The 19,280-nt window shown below is 72.6% G+C and carries 13 protein-coding genes; 8 read left to right on the top strand and 5 right to left on the bottom strand.

Features of this window, described 5'->3' with window-relative positions; genetic code table 11:
- Nucleotides 1-49: 49 nt before the first annotated feature.
- A complete protein-coding gene (gene katG / locus ACFY04_RS19700) occupies nt 50-2,281 on the bottom strand; it encodes a catalase/peroxidase HPI (RefSeq protein ID WP_389118268.1) in 2,232 nt (743 codons plus the stop codon).
- Between the two features lie 394 nt (nt 2,282-2,675).
- Here katG and ACFY04_RS19695 point away from each other — a divergent pair, with 394 nt between their 5' ends.
- The 3 genes from ACFY04_RS19695 (at nt 2,676) to ACFY04_RS19685 (ending at nt 8,973) form a co-directional block, all read left to right on the top strand.
- Entirely contained in the window at nt 2,676-3,086 is a 411-nt protein-coding gene (locus ACFY04_RS19695) for a Fur family transcriptional regulator (protein WP_327739721.1), read from the top strand.
- A gap of 459 nt (nt 3,087-3,545) precedes the next feature.
- The gene (locus ACFY04_RS19690) at nt 3,546-7,457 is read left to right on the top strand and encodes a Pls/PosA family non-ribosomal peptide synthetase (RefSeq protein ID WP_389118267.1); all 3,912 of its coding nucleotides are present in this window, start codon (nt 3,546-3,548) and stop codon (nt 7,455-7,457) included.
- Nucleotides 7,458-7,560: 103 nt separating this feature from the next.
- A complete protein-coding gene (locus tag ACFY04_RS19685; protein ID WP_389118266.1) occupies nt 7,561-8,973 on the top strand; it encodes a M1 family metallopeptidase in 1,413 nt (470 codons plus the stop codon).
- On the opposite strand, the gene ACFY04_RS19680 is transcribed toward ACFY04_RS19685, so the two are convergent.
- Nucleotides 8,970-10,157 (bottom strand): sensor histidine kinase, encoded by a 1,188-nt coding sequence (locus ACFY04_RS19680; protein WP_389118265.1) that lies wholly within the window; start codon nt 10,155-10,157, stop codon nt 8,970-8,972. The two genes, ACFY04_RS19685 and ACFY04_RS19680, sit on opposite strands and share 4 nt — an antisense overlap.
- A 143-nt stretch (nt 10,158-10,300) precedes the next feature.
- Between ACFY04_RS19680 and ACFY04_RS19675 the strand changes: the two genes are divergently transcribed.
- Nucleotides 10,301-10,486, top strand: coding sequence for a hypothetical protein (locus ACFY04_RS19675; protein ID WP_389118264.1), 186 nt, complete (start codon nt 10,301-10,303; stop codon nt 10,484-10,486).
- A gap of 36 nt (nt 10,487-10,522) precedes the next feature.
- On the opposite strand, the gene ACFY04_RS19670 is transcribed toward ACFY04_RS19675, so the two are convergent.
- Nucleotides 10,523-10,906 (bottom strand): VOC family protein, encoded by a 384-nt coding sequence (locus ACFY04_RS19670; RefSeq protein WP_389118263.1) that lies wholly within the window; start codon nt 10,904-10,906, stop codon nt 10,523-10,525.
- Nucleotides 10,907-11,023: 117 nt separating this feature from the next.
- A complete protein-coding gene (locus ACFY04_RS19665; protein ID WP_389118261.1) occupies nt 11,024-11,569 on the bottom strand; it encodes a hypothetical protein in 546 nt (181 codons plus the stop codon).
- Between the two features lie 98 nt (nt 11,570-11,667).
- Here ACFY04_RS19665 and ACFY04_RS19660 point away from each other — a divergent pair, with 98 nt between their 5' ends.
- Nucleotides 11,668-11,799 (top strand): hypothetical protein, encoded by a 132-nt coding sequence (locus ACFY04_RS19660; protein WP_389118260.1) that lies wholly within the window; start codon nt 11,668-11,670, stop codon nt 11,797-11,799.
- Here the strand turns inward: ACFY04_RS19660 and ACFY04_RS19655 are convergent.
- On the bottom strand, nt 11,796-13,682 hold the full coding sequence (locus ACFY04_RS19655) for a protein kinase (protein ID WP_389118258.1): 1,887 nt from the start codon (nt 13,680-13,682) through the stop codon (nt 11,796-11,798). The genes ACFY04_RS19660 and ACFY04_RS19655 overlap by 4 nt on opposite strands.
- A 393-nt stretch (nt 13,683-14,075) precedes the next feature.
- On the opposite strand from ACFY04_RS19655, the gene ACFY04_RS19650 reads away from it, so the two are divergent.
- The 3 genes from ACFY04_RS19650 (at nt 14,076) to ACFY04_RS19640 (ending at nt 19,262) form a co-directional block, all read left to right on the top strand.
- On the top strand, nt 14,076-14,417 hold the full coding sequence (locus tag ACFY04_RS19650; protein ID WP_389118257.1) for a hypothetical protein: 342 nt from the start codon (nt 14,076-14,078) through the stop codon (nt 14,415-14,417).
- Nucleotides 14,418-14,643: 226 nt separating this feature from the next.
- Entirely contained in the window at nt 14,644-16,452 is a 1,809-nt protein-coding gene (locus tag ACFY04_RS19645; RefSeq protein WP_389118255.1) for a VanW family protein, read from the top strand.
- Between the two features lie 122 nt (nt 16,453-16,574).
- The gene (locus ACFY04_RS19640; protein WP_389118254.1) at nt 16,575-19,262 is read left to right on the top strand and encodes a SpoIIE family protein phosphatase; all 2,688 of its coding nucleotides are present in this window, start codon (nt 16,575-16,577) and stop codon (nt 19,260-19,262) included.
- The last annotated feature ends 18 nt before the right edge of the window (nt 19,263-19,280 follow it).

Genomic DNA, 19,280 nt, shown 5'->3' with positions numbered 1-19,280 from the left:
GGGCGCCGGGCGTCCGGACCGGCCGGCGGGGCCGGCCCGGACGTCACGATCAGGCGAGATCGAACCGGTCGAGGTTCATCACCTTGGTCCACGCCGCGACGAAGTCCTTCACGAACTTCGCCTTCGCGTCGTCGCTCGCGTAGACCTCCGCGAGGGCGCGCAGCTCCGAGTTCGACCCGAAGACGAGGTCGGCGCGGGTGCCGGTCCACTTGACCCGGCCCGTGGCGGAGTCGCGGCCCTCGAAGGCGTTCGCGTCCTCGGACGTCGCCGACCACGTGGTGCCCAGGTCGAGCAGGTTGACGAAGAAGTCGTTGGTGAGGGACCCGGGGGTCGTGGTGAAGACACCGTGCGGCGCCTGCTGGTGGTTCGCGCCGAGCACGCGCAGACCGCCGACCAGGACCGTCATCTCGGGGGCGCTGAGGGTCAGCAGGTTCGCCCGGTCGAGCAGCAGGTACTCGGCCGGCAGCCGGTTGCCCTTCCCGAGGTAGTTGCGGAACCCGTCGGCGGCCGGCTCCAGCGCGGCGAACGACTCCACGTCCGTCTGCTCCTGCGTCGCGTCCGCGCGGCCCGGGGTGAAGGGGACCTGCACGGCGAACCCGCCGTCCTGGGCGGCCTGTTCGACGGCGGCCGCGCCGGCCAGCACGATCAGGTCCGCGAGCGAGATCCGCTTGCCGCCGCTCTGGGCGGAGTTGAAGGACTCCTGGATCCCGGTCAGGGTACGCAGCACCCCGGCCAGCTGGTCCGGGTCGTTGACCTCCCACCCGCTCTGCGGCTGGAGGCGGATCCGGCCGCCGTTGGCGCCGCCGCGCTTGTCGCTGCCGCGGAAGGACGAGGCCGAGGCCCACGCGACGGAGACGAGCTGGGACACCGACAGGTCCGAGGCGAGGACCTGCCGCTTGAGCACGGCGACATCGGCGGCGTCGACGAGCTCGTGCGTCACCGCGGGGAGCGGGTCCTGCCACAGCAGCGTCTCGGCCGGGACCTCCGGGCCGAGGTAGCGCACGACCGGGCCCATGTCGCGGTGGGTCAGCTTGAACCACGCGCGCGCGAACGCGTCGGCGAACTCGGCGGGGTTCGCGAGGAAGCGCCGCGAGATCTGCTCGTAGGCCGGGTCGACCCGCAGCGACAGGTCGGTCGTCAGCATCGTCGGGGCGTGGGTCCTGGACAGATCGTGGGCATCGGGCACGGTGCCCGCCCCGGCGCCGTCCTTCGGCCGCCACTGGTACGCCCCGGCCGGGCTCTTGAACAGCTCCCACTCATAGCCGAAAAGGATCTCGAAGAAGGTGTTGTCCCAGGTGATCGGGGTGTTGGTCCAGATGCCCTCAAGGCCGCTGGTGATCGCGTCGCCGCCCTTGCCGGTACCGAAAGAATTGCTCCAGCCCAGCCCCTGCGCCTCCATCGGGGCGGCCTCGGGGTCGGCGCCGACGCTCTCCGCCGGGCCCGCGCCGTGGGTCTTGCCGAAGGTGTGGCCGCCCGCGATCAGGGCCACCGTCTCCTCGTCGTTCATCGCCATCCGGCGGAAGGTCTCACGGATGTCGCGCGCCGCGGCGATCGGGTCGGGGTTGCCGTTCGGGCCCTCCGGATTGACGTAGATGAGGCCCATCTGGACCGCGCCGAGGGGGTTCTCCAGCTCGCGGTCGCCGGTGTAGCGCTCGTCGTCGAGCCAGGTGGTCTCGGGGCCCCAGTAGACGTCCTCGTCGGGCTCCCAGACGTCCGGGCGGCCGCCGCCGAACCCGAAGGTCTCGAAGCCCATCGACTCCAGGGCCACGTTGCCGGTGAGGATCATGAGGTCGGCCCACGAGAGGCTCTGGCCGTACTTCTGCTTGACCGGCCACAGCAGACGGCGGGCCTTGTCGAGGTTGCCGTTGTCCGGCCAGCTGTTGAGGGGGGCGAAACGCTGCTGGCCGGCCCCGGCGCCGCCGCGGCCGTCGCTGATCCGGTAGGTGCCGGCGCTGTGCCAGGCCATACGGATCATGAACGGGCCGTAGTGGCCGAAGTCGGCGGGCCACCAGTCCTGGGAGGTGGTCAGCACGTCCGCGATGTCCCGCTTGACGGCGGGGAGATCGAGGGTCTTGAACGCCGCGGCGTAGTCGAACTCCTCGCCGAGCGGGTTCGCGACGGCAGGGTTCTTGGCGAGGATCTTCAGGTTGAGCCGTTCTGGCCACCACTGGCGGTTTCCGCCGCCCTGGGTCGGGTGCGGGGCCCGCCCGTGGGCTACCGGACAGCCGTCCCCACCCTCCGACTTGGTATCTGTGACGATTGCATCATGGTTCTCAGACATGGGAATCCTTCCGTACCAGGCGGATCACGGTGTTCAGGAACTGAATGCGACTGAATGCGATGGAACAGCCGGGGCGCAGGGCCCCAAGATGAATGGGCTCGGCGCCCGTCGATCGCCTCGACGCCGAGGGGTCACCGTCCCGGACGGTTGCGCGCAGTGGGACGCCGGCGGCCGGTGCACACGTGTCGGCACCGGGCAGCTCCTCGGCGGTGATCCGTCACGTCTTTGTCACCTGCCGCTCTGGAGTCTTCCTGTCTCTTGGCCATCTACGAAACCGATCCTACGATGGACAGAATCCAAGTCAAGAAGGACACCAGGTCCACATTCGATCGGATCCCGGATGTCCGCCGATAAACTTCGGGGCACCCCGTCGAACCTGAATAGGTGGGCCGATATGAGTGACCTGCTGGAGCGTTTGCGCGGGCGTGGCTGGCGGATGACGTCCCAGCGGCGCGTGGTCGCGGAGGTTCTCGACGGCGACCACGTGCACCTCACGGCGGACGAGGTGCACGCGCGCGCGGCCCGGCGGCTGCCGGAGATCTCCCGGGCAACGGTCTACAACGCCCTGGGCGAGCTGGTCGCCCTCGGCGAGGTCGTGGAGGTCACCACCGACGGCCGGGCGAAGCGCTACGACCCCAACGCGCACCACCCGCACCAGCACCTGGTCTGCTCCGCCTGCGGCCTCATCCGCGACGTCCACCCGACGGACGACCCCCTGGCCGGTCTCCCGGCGGACGAGCGCTTCGGCTTCACGGTCTCCGGGGTCGAGGTCACCTACCGCGGCCTGTGCCCGGACTGCGCGTAGCACGCAGGCGCCCCCGCCGCGCACGCCGGGGCCGTCCGGGGTCAACTCGACCTGGCGCAGCCTGCGACCGTCGGCCCCGACCTCCATCAGGTAGGGCGTCCGGTCCCGCGAACGTCTCACGCACCTCGCGCACCGAGCTGGCGTGGACCCACCACCACGATCCGCCCATGCCGTAGTCCTGGGGTACGGGAAAGCGCTGCATGGGCGCAACACGATCGGTCATATCGGCCGACGATATTCGAGTCCTCGACTGCTGTGCGCGCAGCCCCGGAAAGCGCGAGCACCCCGCATTCCGCGGCCGCAATACCGTCTCATACCGGCCACGCGCAAGGCTTCAACAAGAAAATCCTTGATACCGCACTAGACTGGTGGGTTGTTTGGCGCTGGGCCGGAACAACCTGGGCAGACCCGGGCTCCGCCGGCGACCCGGATGATGCCGGGAACGAGACGCGAGGGCCGATGGCAGTCACACCTGAGCGCGGTGAACTCACTCTGCTCGACGACGGGGAGACGCTGGAGGAGTACGGCAAGTCCGCCCGCTTCACCGCCGGGCCCGCCGCCCCCACCCGCACCCTCGTCGACGTCTTCGAGGCCACCGTACGGGCGTACCCCGACGAGCTCGCCCTCGACGACGGAACCACCCGATTGACCTACCGGGCGCTCGCCGTCGAGGTCGAGCGCCGGCGCCGGGCCCTCGCGGCCGCCGGAGTGGGACTCGGCGACCGGGTCGGCGTCCGCGTACCGTCGGGGACCAACGAGCTGTACGTGGCCGTCCTCGCCGTCCTCGCCGCAGGCGCCGCCTACGTACCCGTCGACGCCGAGGACCCGGACGAGCGCGCCGACCTGGTCTTCGGCGAGGCCGGAGTCCGGGCGGTGCTCGGCGGCGGACAGCGCGTCCATTCCGGCCGGCCCGCGGAGCCCGGCCCCCGCGCCGCCGCCTCCCGCCCCGGCCCCGAGCACGACGCGTGGATCATCTTCACCTCCGGCTCCACCGGCAAGCCCAAGGGCGTCGCCGTCAGCCACCGCAGCGCCGCCGCCTTCGTCGACGCCGAGGCCGCCCTGTTCCTCGCCGAAGAACCGATCGGCCCCGGCGACCGCGTCATGGCCGGACTGTCCGTCGCCTTCGACGCCTCCTGCGAGGAGATGTGGCTGGCCTGGCGCTACGGCGCCTGCCTCGTGCCCGTACCCCGCTCCCAGGTGCGCAGCGGCGCCGACCTCGGCCCCTGGCTCGTGGACCAGGAGATCACCGTGGTCTCCACCGTGCCGACCCTGGCCGCGCTGTGGGAGCCCGAGGCGCTCAACGAGGTCCGGCTGCTGATCTTCGGCGGCGAGGCCTGCCCGCCCGAGCTCACCCAGCGCCTGGTCACCGAAGGCCGCGAGGTCTGGAACACCTACGGCCCCACCGAGGCCACCGTCGTCGCCTGCGCAGCCCTCCTGACCGGCGAGGAGCCGATCCGTATCGGCCTCCCGCTGAACGGCTGGGAACTGGCCGTCGTCGACGAGTCGGGTGAACCCGTACCCATGGGCGGCAGCGGCCAGCTCGTGATCGGCGGCGTCGGCCTCGCCCGCTACCTCGACCCCGGCAAGGACACCGAGAAGTACGCCCCGCTCGAATCCCTCGGCTGGCAGCGCGCCTACCGCAGCGGCGACCTCGTACGCGCCGAACCGGAAGGCCTGGTCTTCCTCGGCCGCGCCGACGAGCAGATCAAGCTCGGCGGCCGCCGGATCGAGCTCGGCGAGGTGGATGCCGCGCTCCAGGCCCTGCCCGGCGTCGCGGGCGCGGCCGCCGCCGTCCGCACCGCGCGCAGCGGCAACCAGCTGCTCGTCGGCTACCTCGTCACCCAGGACGGCTGGGACCACGCGGCAGCGGTCACCCGGCTGCGCGCCGAGCTGCCCGCCGCCCTCGTACCGCTGCTCGCACCCGTCGCCGAGCTGCCCACCCGCACCTCCGGCAAGGTCGACCGCGACGCGCTGCCCTGGCCGCTGCCCGACCTGGAGACCTCCGGCCCCACCGAGCAGCTCTACGGGACCGAGGCCTGGCTCGCCGAACAGTGGAGCGAGACCCTCGGTGTGACCGTCACCGGCGCCGCCGACGACTTCTTCGCGATCGGCGGCAGCAGCCTCGCCGCCGCCCAGCTCACCACCCGGCTGCGCACCCGCTACCCGAGCGCGGCCGTCCTCGACATCTATCAGCAGCCCACCCTGCGCAAGCTGGCCCGGCACCTGGAGAAGTCCGCCCAGGGCGACGGAGCGGCCCGCACCGTCGCACCGGTCCCGCTGCGCTCCCAGGTGGCGCAGTCGCTCCTGCTGCTCCCGCTGTTCACCCTGGTGGGCCTGCGCTGGACGGTCGCCCTGCTGGCCCTGGGCAACGTCCTGCACGGCTTCGGGACCTTCCCGTGGGCCCCGACCGCCTCCTGGTGGCTCGTCGCCGCCGGCGCGCTGCTGCTGTACAGCCCGCCGGGCCGCCTCGCGATCGCGGCCGGCGGCGCCCGCCTCCTGCTGCGCGGCGTGCAGGCCGGACGCCACCCGCGCGGCGGCAGCGTGCACCTGCGGCTGTGGACGGCCGAGCGGCTGGCCGAATGCGCCGGCGCCACGTCCCTCACCGGTTCCTGGCTGGAACGCTACGGCCGGGCCCTCGGCGCCAAGATCGGCCCCGAGGTGGACCTGCACTCCCTGCCCCCGGTCACGGGCATGCTCAAACTCGGCCGCGGCTGCGCCGTGGAGTCCGAGGTGGACCTCTGCGGCCACTGGCTGGACGGGGACCACCTGGAGATCGGCGCGATCAAGGTCGGCGCGGGCGCGGTGGTCGGCACCCGGAGCATCCTCTTCCCCGGCGCGCGGGTCGGAAAGCGCGCCGAGGTGGCCCCCGGCTCCGCCGTCGTCGGACAGATCCCGACCGGCCAGCGCTGGGCCGGCGCACCCGCCGGAAAGCTCGGCAAGGCCAAGCACAACTGGCCCAAGGAACGCCCGCCGCGCGGACTCCCCTGGCGGGCCGCCTACGGGGCGGCCGGCTTCGGCCTCACCGCCCTGCCGGTGCTCGCCGCCCTGCCCGCCCTGCTCGTGGCCGGCCGCTTCGTGCCCGCCGACGCCGGGCTCACCGAAGCACTGCGCGGAGCACTGCTCGCCGTGGTGCCCGGGGCGCTCGCCTTCGGGTTCGCCTACGCGGCCCTGCTGCTGGTCTCCGTACGCCTGCTCAGCCTCGGCCTGCGGACCGGAACCCACCCGACGCACAGCAGGGTCGGCTGGCAGGCCTGGACGGTCACCCAGCTGATGGACCTGTCCCGCGAGACGCTCTTCCCGCTGTACGCCGGGCTGATCACCCCGGTGTGGCTGCGGCTGCTCGGCATGAAGATCGGCCGGGGTGCCGAGGTGTCCACCGTGCTCGCCCTGCCCAGCCTCACCACCGTCGGCGAGGGCGCCTTCCTCGCCGACGACACCCTGACCGCCCCCTACGAGCTCGGCGGCGGCTGGATGCGCATCGGACACTCCGAGATCGGCCGCCGCGCCTTCCTCGGGAACTCCGGCATGACCGCCCCGGGCCGCAGCGTGCCGGACGACGGGCTGGTCGGCGTCCTGTCCGCCACCCCGAAGAAGGCCAAGAAGGGCAGCTCCTACCTGGGGCTCCCGCCCGTCCGGCTGCCCCGGTCCACCGCGGACGCCGACCAGAGCCGGACGTACGAGCCGCCCGCGCGGCTCCTGTGGGCGCGCGGCCTGGTGGAGTTGTGCCGACTCGTCCCGGTGTTCTGCTCGGCCGCCCTGGCCGTGCTGACCGCGGCGGCGCTCTGCGCGCTGATCACCCGGAGCGGTCCGGGGATCTGGGGAGCCGCGCTGCTCTCCGGAGCGGTCCTGCTCACCGCCGGAGCGGCCGCCTGCGCGGTCGCGGTGACCGCCAAATGGCTGCTGGTGGGCCGGCACCGGACGGGGGAGCACCCGCTGTGGAGCGGCTTCGTGTGGCGCAACGAGCTGGCCGACACCTTCGTGGAGGTACTGGCCGTGCCGTGGCTGGCCGGATCGGTGCCCGGCACGCCGGTGCTGGCCCTGTGGCTGCGCGCGCTCGGCGGCCGGATCGGCCGGGGCGTGTGGTGCGAGAGCTACTGGCTGCCCGAGACGGACCTGGTCGTGCTCGGCGACGGGGTCAGCGTGAACCGCGGCTGTGTGTTGCAGACACACCTCTTCCACGACCGGATCTTGAGGACGGATACTGTGGTGCTCCGCGAGGGCGCCACCCTGGGCCCGGGCGGAATCGTCCTGCCCGGGAGCACGGTAGGGGCCCGCAGCACACTGGGCCCCGCATCCCTCGTGATGGCCGGGGAATCCGTCCCCGCCGACACCCGCTGGCTGGGCAATCCGATCGAGGCGTGGCGGTCCTGACCGGGCCGTCCGCGCCGCGGCAGGCAGCAGGGCGGCACCGGCACCCCGGTACACCGGCACACCAGCACGTCGTACGAGCACAGCGCAGGGAGCGGAAGCGGCAGTGAGCGGCCAGAGAACAGAGCCATCGGACCCGTACTTCCCGGCCAACGGCGACTCCCGTTACCGAGTGCACCGGTACGAACTCGCTCTGGAGTACCGTCCCGGTCCCAACCGGCTCGCCGGCACGGCCCGGCTGAGCGCGATCGCCGGGCGGGCGCCGCTCACCGAGTTCCATCTGAACCTGGCCGAATTCAGAATAGGCCGCGTCCTGGTGAACGGCCGGGTGCCGCACTACACCCACCGCGGCGGCAAACTCCGCATCCGCCCGGCCAAGCCCCTGCCCGCCGGATCCGCCTTCACCGTGGAGGTGCACTGGGCGGGCAACCCCAAGCCGGTGCGCAGCCCTTGGGGCGGCCTCGGCTGGGAGGAACTGACCGACGGCGCGCTGGTGGCCAGCCAGCCCGTCGGCGCGCCCTCCTGGTACCCGTGCAACGACCGGCCCGCCGACAAGGCCTCGTACCACATCTCGGTCAACACGCCGTCCCCGTACACGGTCGTGGCCGGTGGCCGGCTGCTCACGCGCACGACGAAGGCCAGCACGACCACCTGGGTCTACGAGCAGTCGGCGCCGACCTCCAGCTACCTGGTCAGCCTGTCCATCGGCATGTACCAGACGGTGCTCCTCGGCGACCCCGGCCTCGGGGGCGTACCGCAGAGCGCGCATGTGCCGGCGCACCTGCTGCCGCGCTTCTCCCGCGACTTCGCCCGGCAGCCCGCCATGATGGCCTTGTTCGAGGAACTCTTCGGGCCCTACCCCTTCGGCGAGTACGTGGTGGTCGTCGCCGACGAGGAACTGGACGTCCCCGTGGAGGCACAGGGCCTGTCCACCTTCGGCGCCAACCACGTGGACGGCGTCCGCGGCTCGGAACGCCTCATCGCCCACGAACTCGCGCACCAGTGGTTCGGCAACAGCGTGACCATCGCCGACTGGCGGCACATCTGGCTGAACGAGGGCTTCGCGAAGTACGCCGAATGGCTCTGGTCGGAACGCTCCGGCGGCCGCACCGCGCACGAGCTGGCGATCGCCGCACACCGGCTGCTGGCCTCGCAGCCACGGGACCTGCGACTGGCCGACCCCGGCCGCAAGCTGATGTTCGACGACCGCCTGTACCAGCGCGGCGGCCTCACCCTGCACGCGATCCGCTGCGCGCTGGGCGACAGCGCCTTCTTCCGCATGCTGCGCGACTGGGCCACGGTGCACCGCCACGGGGTGGTGTCCACCGTGGCCCTCACCCACCACGTGGCCCGCTACGCGGCCGAGCCGCTGGACGACCTGTTCACCGCCTGGCTGCACGATCCGGCCCTCCCGCCACTGCCCGCCCCGGCCCGGCCCCCGATACCGGCGAGGCCCGGATACCCGCCGACGAACGGCGGGCGCGGGCCCAAGGGCGGCCGGGGCAAGGCCTCGGCCTAACTCCTGTCGGTGGTGAGCGGCATCCGGGCCCGCACCTGCCAGTCGCCCTCGGCGGTGGCCTCGGCCCGGAAGGTGCCGCCGGCCAGGGTGACGCGTTCGCGCAGGACCTTCAGCCCGTAGCCCGGGCGGGAGGTCGGGCGGGCCGTCCCGTCGTTGGTTATCCGCACGGCGGCCTCGTGGGGACGGACGAGCACATGGACGCTGACGTGGCGGCAGTGGCGGGCGTGCGTGCGGATGTTGGTGAGGGACTCCATCGTCACCCGGTGCAGGGTGGCGGCCACCTCGGGCGGCACGGTGTCCGTCGGGCCTTCCTCGGTGAGGTACGCCGGTACCCCGTTCAGGGCGAATCCCCGCACCAGGGCCCGCAGGTCGTCCATGCCGGCGGGCGCGGCCGGCGGTGCGTCGCTCTCGCCGGCCCTGAGCCCGGCGACCATCTGCCGCATGGAAGCGAGCGCCTCCGCTCCGGTCTCCTCGATGCGCTGCAGAGCCGGCAGGACCATGTCGGGCCGTCTGGCGGCGACCGCCCGGGCGCCCTGTGCCTGCACCACGATGCCGGTCACGTGGTGGGCGAGGTGGGCGTGCAGATCCCTCGCCAGCTCGATCCGCTGCTCGAGCCGGACGCGGTGGGCGCGCTGGCGCCGGTCCGCCTCCACCATCCGCGCGGTCACACTCGCCCCCGCCACCAGGACGGTGACCAGGGTGAGGCCGAACGCGACGGCCAGGCTGCCCTCCTGCACGCCGACGGACAGGGGGCGCAGGACGACGGCCGCCGCCAGCAGCAGGGCGATCGGCGCGGTGGAGGCCGCCGGCCCCCGCCGGGCGACGAAGGCCAGTACCAGCAGGAGGGCGACCGGCTCGAACGCCCCGTAGGCCCCGTACGCGGACGAGGCGCCGACGGCGGGGTGGCTCAGCAGCACGGCCACGGAGCAGAGCAGCGAGGCGGTGGCGGCGGCGCCCCCGGCGTACGCGTACGACCGTGCCTCCTTGAGCAGGGGCAGGGCGACGAGGCCGGCGCCCACGACGGCGGCCGACAGCGCGAGCCGGACCTGCGACGCCGGTCCGGCGAACGTCCCGGCCCGTACGTCCACCCAGGCCGCGGCCGCGAGCACACAGGCTGCGAGAGACCGCAGCAGGACCGCCGCCCTGCCGGGAACGGCGAGGAAGCGGAGGAAAGGAGACCACATAGCGCGCAGATTAGATCATCCGCCTGCCCGGTCCCTCGGCACCCACGAGGCCGGTGGCTGGGATTGACGCAGCCTGCGACGGTTGCGAACCGAGAGCTGCCGCAATACCGAATCACTGTCATCCCGGCGCCCGGAATCAGGACATGGCCGCTGACGCCCCGGTGGCGGCGGAGGGCTTGCCGGGGGAGTACCTGCGCGTGTCGGTCGCCCAGTCCGCCGGGACCGATCCAGGTGGCCGGCCCGGTCAGGCGACCGTGGTCCTCGACCGAGCCCAGGTCGAGCGCCTGCACGACACCCTCGCAGAATGGCTGGGCAGGGACGAACGATGACACTGCCCGGACGCTCTCGGTCCGGGCGCCGGAGCCTCAGGAAGGCATCGCGGCGTGATCGGACTCGCCGCGCAGGACGCAGAATTCATTGCCTTCAGGATCGGCGAGGACCGCCCAGCCCGTACCGTCGGGCTGCCGGCGATCAGCGACCAGGGCGGCTCCGAGATGCAGCAGCCGCTCGACCTCCTCCTCGCGCGAGGTCGTCGGACGCAGGCACAGGTGGATCCGATTCTTGATCGTCTTCGGTTCCGGCACCTGGTTGAAGTACAGGAGCGGGCCCCCCGGAAGCATCACCGGGATCTCCCGGTCGCCGCGTTCGGCGTCCGGATGCAGCGGACTACCGGTCACTTCACCCCAGAACCGAGCCAGTTCATACGCGTCCGAACAGTCGATCGCCACATTCTGCACCACCGAAACCATGCGCCCCAGCCTGCCCGAGCACCGCGCCGTCCGCCACCGATATAGCCCTGGGCCGTCTCTTCCGGATCATTCGATCGCTGGTCGGGCAGGTACGCCCGGCCAGTCCTCGTGAGGGCTTCACCGGCGTCGGCCGAGAAGGGCAGCTTGCTCCTTCTTGAGTCGCGCGAAGCGCATCGTGGTGTACTCCTTCAGCTCCGGTCCCGGGAACTGGATGACGGACTTGTATGCGCCGAACTCGCCACACGCCCAGCGCGCTGCGGTGATCTCGTAGCCGGATACGTGGGCGCACAGGTCGAGCAGGACCGGCGGCACCTCCTCCTCGATGAGGAGGTCGGCCTTGGTGACGACCACGTCGCGCATCTTCTGGATGTTGGGCAGGAAGACGGTCGTGGCCCAGGTGCGCCACTCGGCGATCTCCTCCTCGGTGGGGGGTATGTCGTGGTCGAAGGGGTGGACCCCGTCAGGGCGGACGTATCTCTCGCAGAACGCCTCGTAGGTACGGCTGTTAGCCTCCATGAGTGCGAAGAGTGGGCCGTAGAAGTCGCTCAGCTGCTGGTTCACTCGGGCGAGCCGGGCCTGTCGCTGCGCGAGCCTCAGCCCATTGAGGTACGTCGCCAGGTAGCCGGCGAAGGCCAGACTGACGGTCAAGATCACTGTGTTCATGAGGGGATGCTAGGCCCGCTTCTTTCGGACCACCCGATCGTCGGTCTCGTTGTGCCGTTGACTGATGCGCAGCTCAGACCGGCTCGCAATGGGTGCACTTGCCGGAGAAGTACGGCTCGTTGAAGGGCGCCTGCACGGTCGAGCGGTGCACCAACCGCCTCAAGCAGTGGCGCGGCCTGGCGACCCGCTACGAGAGGACTGCCGCTGTCTGCCTCGCCGCACAGCACTAGCTCTGTTTCGTCCAGCGCTGCGACGCCTCCCCGCCGCACGTCTTCGTCACCAGGCCGCTGCTCATGCCCAGGTCGAGACAGCCCCCGCTGAAGTCGTTGCGGAGGCTGCCGCCCGACCCCGTACGCCACAGCCTGGCGGTGTCCTGGGAGCAGTTGCCGACGAAGACGGCCTGGCCGAGCATGTTGGCGTACAGGCAGCCGCCGCCCTGCTGGTTGACGAGCTTGAAGCTGCCGTCCGGCCTGCTCTGGACGGTCCACCGGGCGCTCGCGTCCGCGCAGTCGCCGTAGTCCGAAGCCCCGAAGACCTGCGTGATGCACTTGCTGTTGTTGCCGTTGCGGAAGCGGTAGGTGCCGGACGCGGGAGGTGCCGGGGGCGCCGGGGTCGTGGCCGCCGTGGACGTTCCGCCGCCGGAGGGACGTGTACTGCCGGAGCCGCCCGCGTTCGTGGGGTTGCCGGAGTTCCCGGCGCTGCCCGAGCCCGAGCCGGGCTGTGCGCCGCCGCCGGGGAGGGTGCCGGTGCCGGGCCCGGTGCCGGGGCCGGTTCCGCCCGCGCCCCCGGCGGCCGCGGCCTGTCCCGGGTCCTGTGCGGGCGGCTGCGCGGGTGACGCCGTACCCGACGGGCTGCCGCCCGCCGGACCCGCTGTACCCGGTGCGGCCGCCGATGCCGCCGGGTCGGCCGGCGCCGTGACCGGGGCGGAGGGGGAGTTCCCGGCCCCGGCCTGCGGCGCGGAGGCGTACGGCAGGTGCTGGATGGCGAGCGTCGTGCCGCCCGCGACCACGACGACGGGCACGACGGCGAGGAGGACGCGGGTGCGGCGGCGCGCGGCCCGTTCCGGACGGGCCGTGACCGGGGGAGCGGCGGGCGCCGCCGGGACCGGAACCGGGGCCTTCTCCGGCTCAGGCTGCGGTTCGGGCTCCGGTTCCGGCTGCTCACCGGTGAGCGGGATGGTCGGTACGTCGGCCTCCTGCACGTTCGCGGCGAAGGCGGCCCGCTCGGTCAGGCGCCCGGTGACGGCCTCCGGCCACAGCGGGGCGGTGAACGGGCCGTGCCCGGAGGCCCGTTCGAGGAGTTCGGCGGCGGTGGGACGTCCCTCGGGGTCCTTGTCGAGGCAGGCCGCGACGAGGTCGGCGAGGTCCGGCTCCAGTTCCCGCAGCGGCTCCAGGTCGGGCTCTTCGTGGACGATGCGGTACAGCACCCCGTGCCCCGAATCGTCGCCGAACGGCGGCTGACCGCACGCCGCGTACGCGAGTACGGAGCCCAGCGCGAACACATCGGTGGCGCCGCTCAACCGCCGTCGGCCCGAAGCCTGTTCGGGCGCCATGTAGGCGGGCGTACCCACGACCATGCCGGTCCGGGTCAGCTGGCTCTGCTCGGCGGCCCGGGCCACGCCGAAGTCGATGAGGGTGAGACCGTCGAGGGTCAGCATGACGTTGGACGGTTTGAGGTCCCGGTGCACCATGTCCAGTGCGTGCACCGCCGCGAGCCCCGCCGCGGCTTCCCGCAGCAGCAGCCACAGCGCCCGCGCGGGCAGCGGGCCGCCGTGCAGCGCGATGGCCTCCCGCAGGGTGAGCCCGGGGATGTACGCGGTGGCGAACCACGGGGGAGTGGCGGTGCGGTCGCTGTCGAGCAGCGGCGCGGTGGCGTCCGCGGGCAGCCGGGCGAGGTTGTCCAGCTCGTGCCCGAAACGGCGCAGGAAGTCCTGGTCCTCCCCGACGACGGAGGACAGCAGCTGCTTGACGGCCACGTACCGGCCCTCGCGGATGCCGAGGTAGACGCGCCCCATGCCGCCGGCCCCGAGCCGGCCCGCCAGCGGGATCGACCCGATACGGCGCGGATCCCCCGCCTCCAGAGGCTCGGCCCCGCTGCCCGTCAGCTCTAACACGTCAGCCCCGCTCGAATTGGAGAAGTTTCCAGGAATCTAACCCTGATGATCCCGAGACGGCAACGCGGGCTTCTGAAAGCCGAGTTGATCCTGATTTCGCCCCCGGGAACCCCGCCTTCGCTCCTCGGCGGTCAGCCGGCCGATCTCGGCCCGAGCGCGACGCGGCGGCCGGGGCCCTTGCCGGGACGATCCGCCTGCATCGCCGCGGCCGGTGCCCGGCCGAGTGCCGCGGGCCCTGACCGTAAGCGGACGGCGCAGGCCACCCCTCTGCTGCGGACGTGCTGTGACAGCCCGGTCCCGGCCCCGAACCGGCCCGCGCGATCGCCCTGCCGACCCGGCTCCGGCCGCCCGCCGGCCCCACTGGCCGCCCCCGGCAACAGTGGGATAATCCAGTTGGGGAGACACTCCTGGTGCAGCCACCTCGGCGACGGCCTCTGCCTCGCCGACGAACCCGTGGTCTGCGAGGTCGGCGCCATCAGCGCGCTGAGCGAGCGCGAACTGCCCGAGGTGCCGGCGCGACTCTCGGTGACCGCCCGGACCACCGGCCGGGCGGTGGCCGCCCGCGACCTCACGGTCGCGCGGCGGCGGCAGCGGGTCGACATCGGCGTGCTGCCCGCAGGCACGTACGACCTGCTGATCAGCGCCGGCGCCGACACGGCCCCGCTGTCCGACGTCTTCGTCGTCGCCGGACCGGACGGCAGGGACGCCGCGGACGCTACGGACGGGCACCCGTGACGGAGGCCCGAGAGCCTCCGCTCCGCAGGAGCCTCCGCCGGGGCGAGAATCGTGACAACGATTACATTCATCCCCAAATCGAGAGCCCAGCAGGGATCATTATTTCCCGTAATTGTCGTATATGGCTGCCATTGCGGCCCGCGCCGCCTGAGGGACCGGTCGGCGCCACGGGAGAGATATGGGACGCGTGCGCAGCTGGACGGTCAACCGACGGATCTCTCTGCCGGTGGCAGTGGGAGGAGCCGTTGTCCTCGGACTGGGCGGCCTCTACGGAACCGCCCTCGCGGTCGGAGGCGACATCGACCAGGGCACCAGGGTCCTGGGGGTGGACCTCGGCGGCATGAGCCGGGCCGAGGCGCGCCAGGCGCTGACCCGCGAGCTCGGGCCCGCCGCCGCGGCGCCGATCACGGTGAAGATCGGCGACCGGGTGGAGAGGGCCGATCCCGCCGCGCTGGGGCTCTCCCTCGACACCGACGCGACCGTCGACCGCGCCGCCCGGAGCGGAGCCGGTCCGGGCGCCGTCGTCGGCAGCCTCTTCGCCTCCGGCAGCCACGACGTGGCGCCCGTGATCAGCATGAACGAGCAGACCGCCCGCGCCGCCGTGGACCGCCTCGGTGTGACCACCGAGCAGCACGTGCGCGACGGGGCGATCGCGTTCGAGCAGGGCACGGCGAAGGCCGTCGCCCCGCTCCCCGGTGTCTCCCTCGCCGAGGACAAGGCCCTCGGCACCCTCCGCGACGCCTACCTGCGGCCGGCCACCGGCCCCGTCGTCCTGCCGGTCACGCGCACCGAGCCGCGCGTCGGCGCCGAGGAGACCGGACGGGCCATGCGGCAGTTCGCCCAGCCCGCGATGTCCGGGCCCGTCACGCTCACCGTCGCCGGCCGGCGCATGTTCATAACCCCCGCCGTCCTCGGCGAGCACCTGAAGATGCGGGCCGACGGACAGGGCCGCCTCGTGCCCGCACTCGACTCCAAGAGCCTGCTCGCGGACCCCGCCGTCGCGCCCACGATCGACGAGGTGACCCGTACGCCGCGCAACGCCGTGCCCGGCCTCGCCGCCGACGGCCGCGTGGTGATCGCCGACCGGGGCCGTGCGGGACGACAGGTCACCCAGGAGGCGCTCGGCCGGGCCGTGCTGCCGCTGCTGACCCGCTCGGGTGCGGCCCGCAGCGGCGAGGTGGCCACCGTCGCGGTCCAGCCGGACCTCTCCGCCGACGAGGCGCGGCGGCTCGGCATCAAGGAGAAGGTCTCCTCCTTCACCGTGGAATTCCCGGCCGCCCCGTACCGCACCACCAACATCGGCCGCGCCGTGGAGCTCATCAACGGCTCCGTCGTCATGCCGGGGCAGGAGTGGAGCTTCAACCGCACGGTCGGTGAGCGCACCCCCGGGAACGGCTTCGTCGACGGGATCATGATCAACGACGGCCAGTACGTGAAATCGCCCGGCGGCGGCGTCTCGGCGGTCGCCACCACCATGTACAACGCCGCGTTCTTCGCGGGCGTCAAGCCCGTCGAGCACGGCGCGCACTCCTTCTACATCGAGCGCTACCCCGAGGGCCGGGAGGCCACCGTCGCCTGGGGCACCCTCGACCTGCGCTGGATCAACGACTCGGGCCACCCGCTGTACATCCAGGCCCGGTCCACCGACACGTCGCTGACGATCTCCTTCCTCGGGACGAAGAAGTACGACGAGATACGCGCGACCAAGGGCCCGCGCACCAACATCACGCCGCCCGGGAAGCGGACCGGCAGCGGCGAGACCTGCGAGGTCCAGACGCCCCTGGAAGGCTTCGACGTCACCGTCGGCCGGACCTTCGTCCAGGGCGGCAAGGAAGTCAAGCACGAGGACTTCAAGACGCACTACACGCCGCGCGACGAGGTCACCTGCACCCCGGAGGGCGCGCCGGAGGCCTCTCCGGGGGCCACCCCGGGCGCCACCCCGGGCGCCACCCCCGAGGCGCCGGGGCCCTCGCAGACCCCGTCCGCCGCCCCCGCGGACGGCGCCCGGACGGTGGCCGAGCGCCACGCCGACTGACGTCACCGGGGGACCAGGTGTGACAATCCGGGCGCTTAACGTGCATGTCGGGGGCCGCGGACGCCCGGAAGTGCTACAACTGGGTTCGTGACCATTCCTCGCCACCCGTGCCGGGCACGTCGGTGCGGTCACCTCTAGGCAACCGGAAGAAGAGCGTCGCCGGACAGGTATTCGTCCTCCAGGTGGCGATCGTGGTGTTGCTCGCGGCCGGGGCCCTGCTGGCCCTGGTCCTCCAGTCGAAGCACGACACCGAACGCGAGGCACGCAACCGGTCGGTGTCCGTGGCCCAGACCTTCGCCCACTCCCTGGGCCTCCAGGACACCCTGAAGACGACCGACCCGTCCGCGACGCTCCAACCCCTCGCCGAGACCACGCGCAAGGCCGCCGGGGTGGACTTCATCGTGGTGATGGACACCAAGGGCATCCGGTACAGCCACCCCCAGCCGGACCGCATCGGGAAACGATTCGTCGGCACCATCGAGCCCTCGCTGAACGGCCAGGTCCACACCGAGAGCGTCGACGGCCCGCTCGGCAAGGAGATCCAGGCGGTGGTGCCGGTCACCGCGCCCGACGGCAAGGTCGTCGGGCTGGTCTCGGCAGGCCTCACGGTCAAGAACGTCACCGGCGTCGTCGACCGCCAGCTCCCGGTCATCCTCCTGGCCATCGCCACCGGCCTGGCCCTGGCCACCGTGGGGACCGCGCTCATCAGCAGACGCCTGCGCCGCCAGACCCACGGGCTCGGCACGCAGGAGATGACCCGCATGTACGAGCACCACGACGCGGTGCTCCACGCCGTCCGCGAAGGGGTGCTGATCACCGACGGCGAAGGCCGGCTGCTGCTGGCGAACGACGAGGCCAAACGCCTGCTCGGGCTCCCGGAGGACGCCGACGGGCGGCACATCGCCGACGTACCGGGCCTGGACCGCCGGATGGCGGACCTGCTGCTCTCCGGCCGCGAGACCACCGACGAGGTCCTGGAGAGCGGGGACCGGCTGCTCGTCGTCAACCAGCGGCCCACCCACCCCCGCGGCCGGCCGGAAGGCGCCGCCATCACCATCCGCGACTCCACCGAGATGCAGGTCCTGACCAGCCGGGCGGAGACGGCCCGCAGGCGCCTCAAACTGCTGTACGACGCGGGCGGCGACATCGGGACCAGCCTCGACGTGGTGCGGACGGCCGAAGAGCTCGCCGCCGTGGCCGTCCCCCGCTTCGCGGACTTCGTCACCGTCGACCTGGCGGACCAGGTCATCGACGGCGAGGAGCCCCGCGCGGGCTCCGACATGCGGCGCACCGCGGTCAGCGGCATCCGCACCGACCATCCCCTCTACCCCGTCGGCCGGCTGATCGACTTCCTGCCCTCCACCCCCCAGGCGCGCGGTTACGGCACCGGCCGGGCCGAGCTGGTGCCCCACCTGGCCGACGCGCCGGGCTGGCAGGCCCAGGACCCGCCGCGCGCCGAGGCCATCGTGGACTACGGCATCCACTCGCTCATCGCGGCCCCGCTCATGGCCCGGGGCGTCGTACTCGGCGTGGTCAACTTCTGGCGGTCGGAGAAGCAGGAGCCCTTCGACGAGGACGAGCTGTCCCTGGCCGAGGAACTCGTCGCCCGCGCGGCCGTCAGCATGGACAACGCCCGCCGCTACACCCGGGAACACGCCCTCGCCGTGACCCTCCAGCGCAGCCTGCTGCCGCGCGCCCTGCCCGAGCAGAGCGCCATGGACGTGGCGCACTTCTACCTGCCCGCGCAGTCCGGGGTCGGCGGGGACTGGTTCGACGTGATCCCGCTGGCGGGCTGCCGCGTCGCGCTGGTCGTCGGAGACGTCGTCGGGCACGGCCTGCACGCAGCCGCCACCATGGGGCGGCTGCGTACGGCCGTGCACAACTTCTCCTCCCTCGACCTGCCGCCCGACGAGATCCTGGCCCGCCTGGACGACCTCGTACAGCGCATCGACCACGACGGGGAGGGCGACGACGTGAACGGCGGCGTACTGGGCGCGACCTGCCTGTACGCCGTCTACGACCCCGTGTCCCAGCGCTGCACGATGGCGCGGGCCGGCCACCTGCCACCCCTGGTGGTCGCCCCCGACGGCACGACGGAGATCGTGGAGCTGCCGGCCGGACCCCCGCTGGGGCTGGGCGGCATGCCCTTCGAGACGGCGGAGCTGGACCTCGCGGAAGGCAGCCAGCTCGTCCTCTACACGGACGGGCTGATCGAGGAGCGGACCAGGGACATCAGCGAGGGGCTGGAACTGCTGCGGGCGGCCCTCAGCCACCCCGACCGGGACCCGCACGAGAGCTGCCGGGCCGTGCTCGACATGCTGCTGCCGCCCCGGCCCACCGACGACGTGGCCCTGCTCATCGCACGGACCCGGACGCTCGGCCCGGACCGGGTCGCCCAGTGGGAGGTGCCGTTCCAGCCGAGCGCGGTGGGCGCCATGCGCAACGCCGCCGCGAAGAAGCTCGACGAGTGGGGCCTGACGGACCTCGGCTTCGCCACGGAACTGATCCTCAGCGAGCTGATCACCAACGCCCTGCGGCACGGCAGCGGGCCCGTACGGGTGCGCCTGCTGCACGACCACAACCTGACCTGCGAGGTGTGGGACGGCAGCAGTACCGCCCCCCACCTGCGCTACGCCGCCACCACGGACGAGGGCGGACGCGGCCTGTTCCTGGTCGCGCAGCTCAGCGAGCACTGGGGCACCCGGTACACGCCCGAGGGCAAGGTCATCTGGGCGGAGCTGGCCCTGCCCGGCGCCGCGGGCGGCACCGAGGCCGCCCTTGCGGCCTTCCTGGACGTGGACCCGATCTGACGGGCCCCGCCGGGGACG

Origin of the sequence: Streptomyces sp. NPDC001549 (assembly GCF_042894025.1) — a bacterium.
GTDB classification, from domain to species: Bacteria; Actinomycetota; Actinomycetes; order Streptomycetales; family Streptomycetaceae; genus Streptomyces; species Streptomyces kutzneri.
Note: the sequence above shows the minus strand (reverse complement) of the source record. Positions and strands in the feature narration are given on the sequence as shown.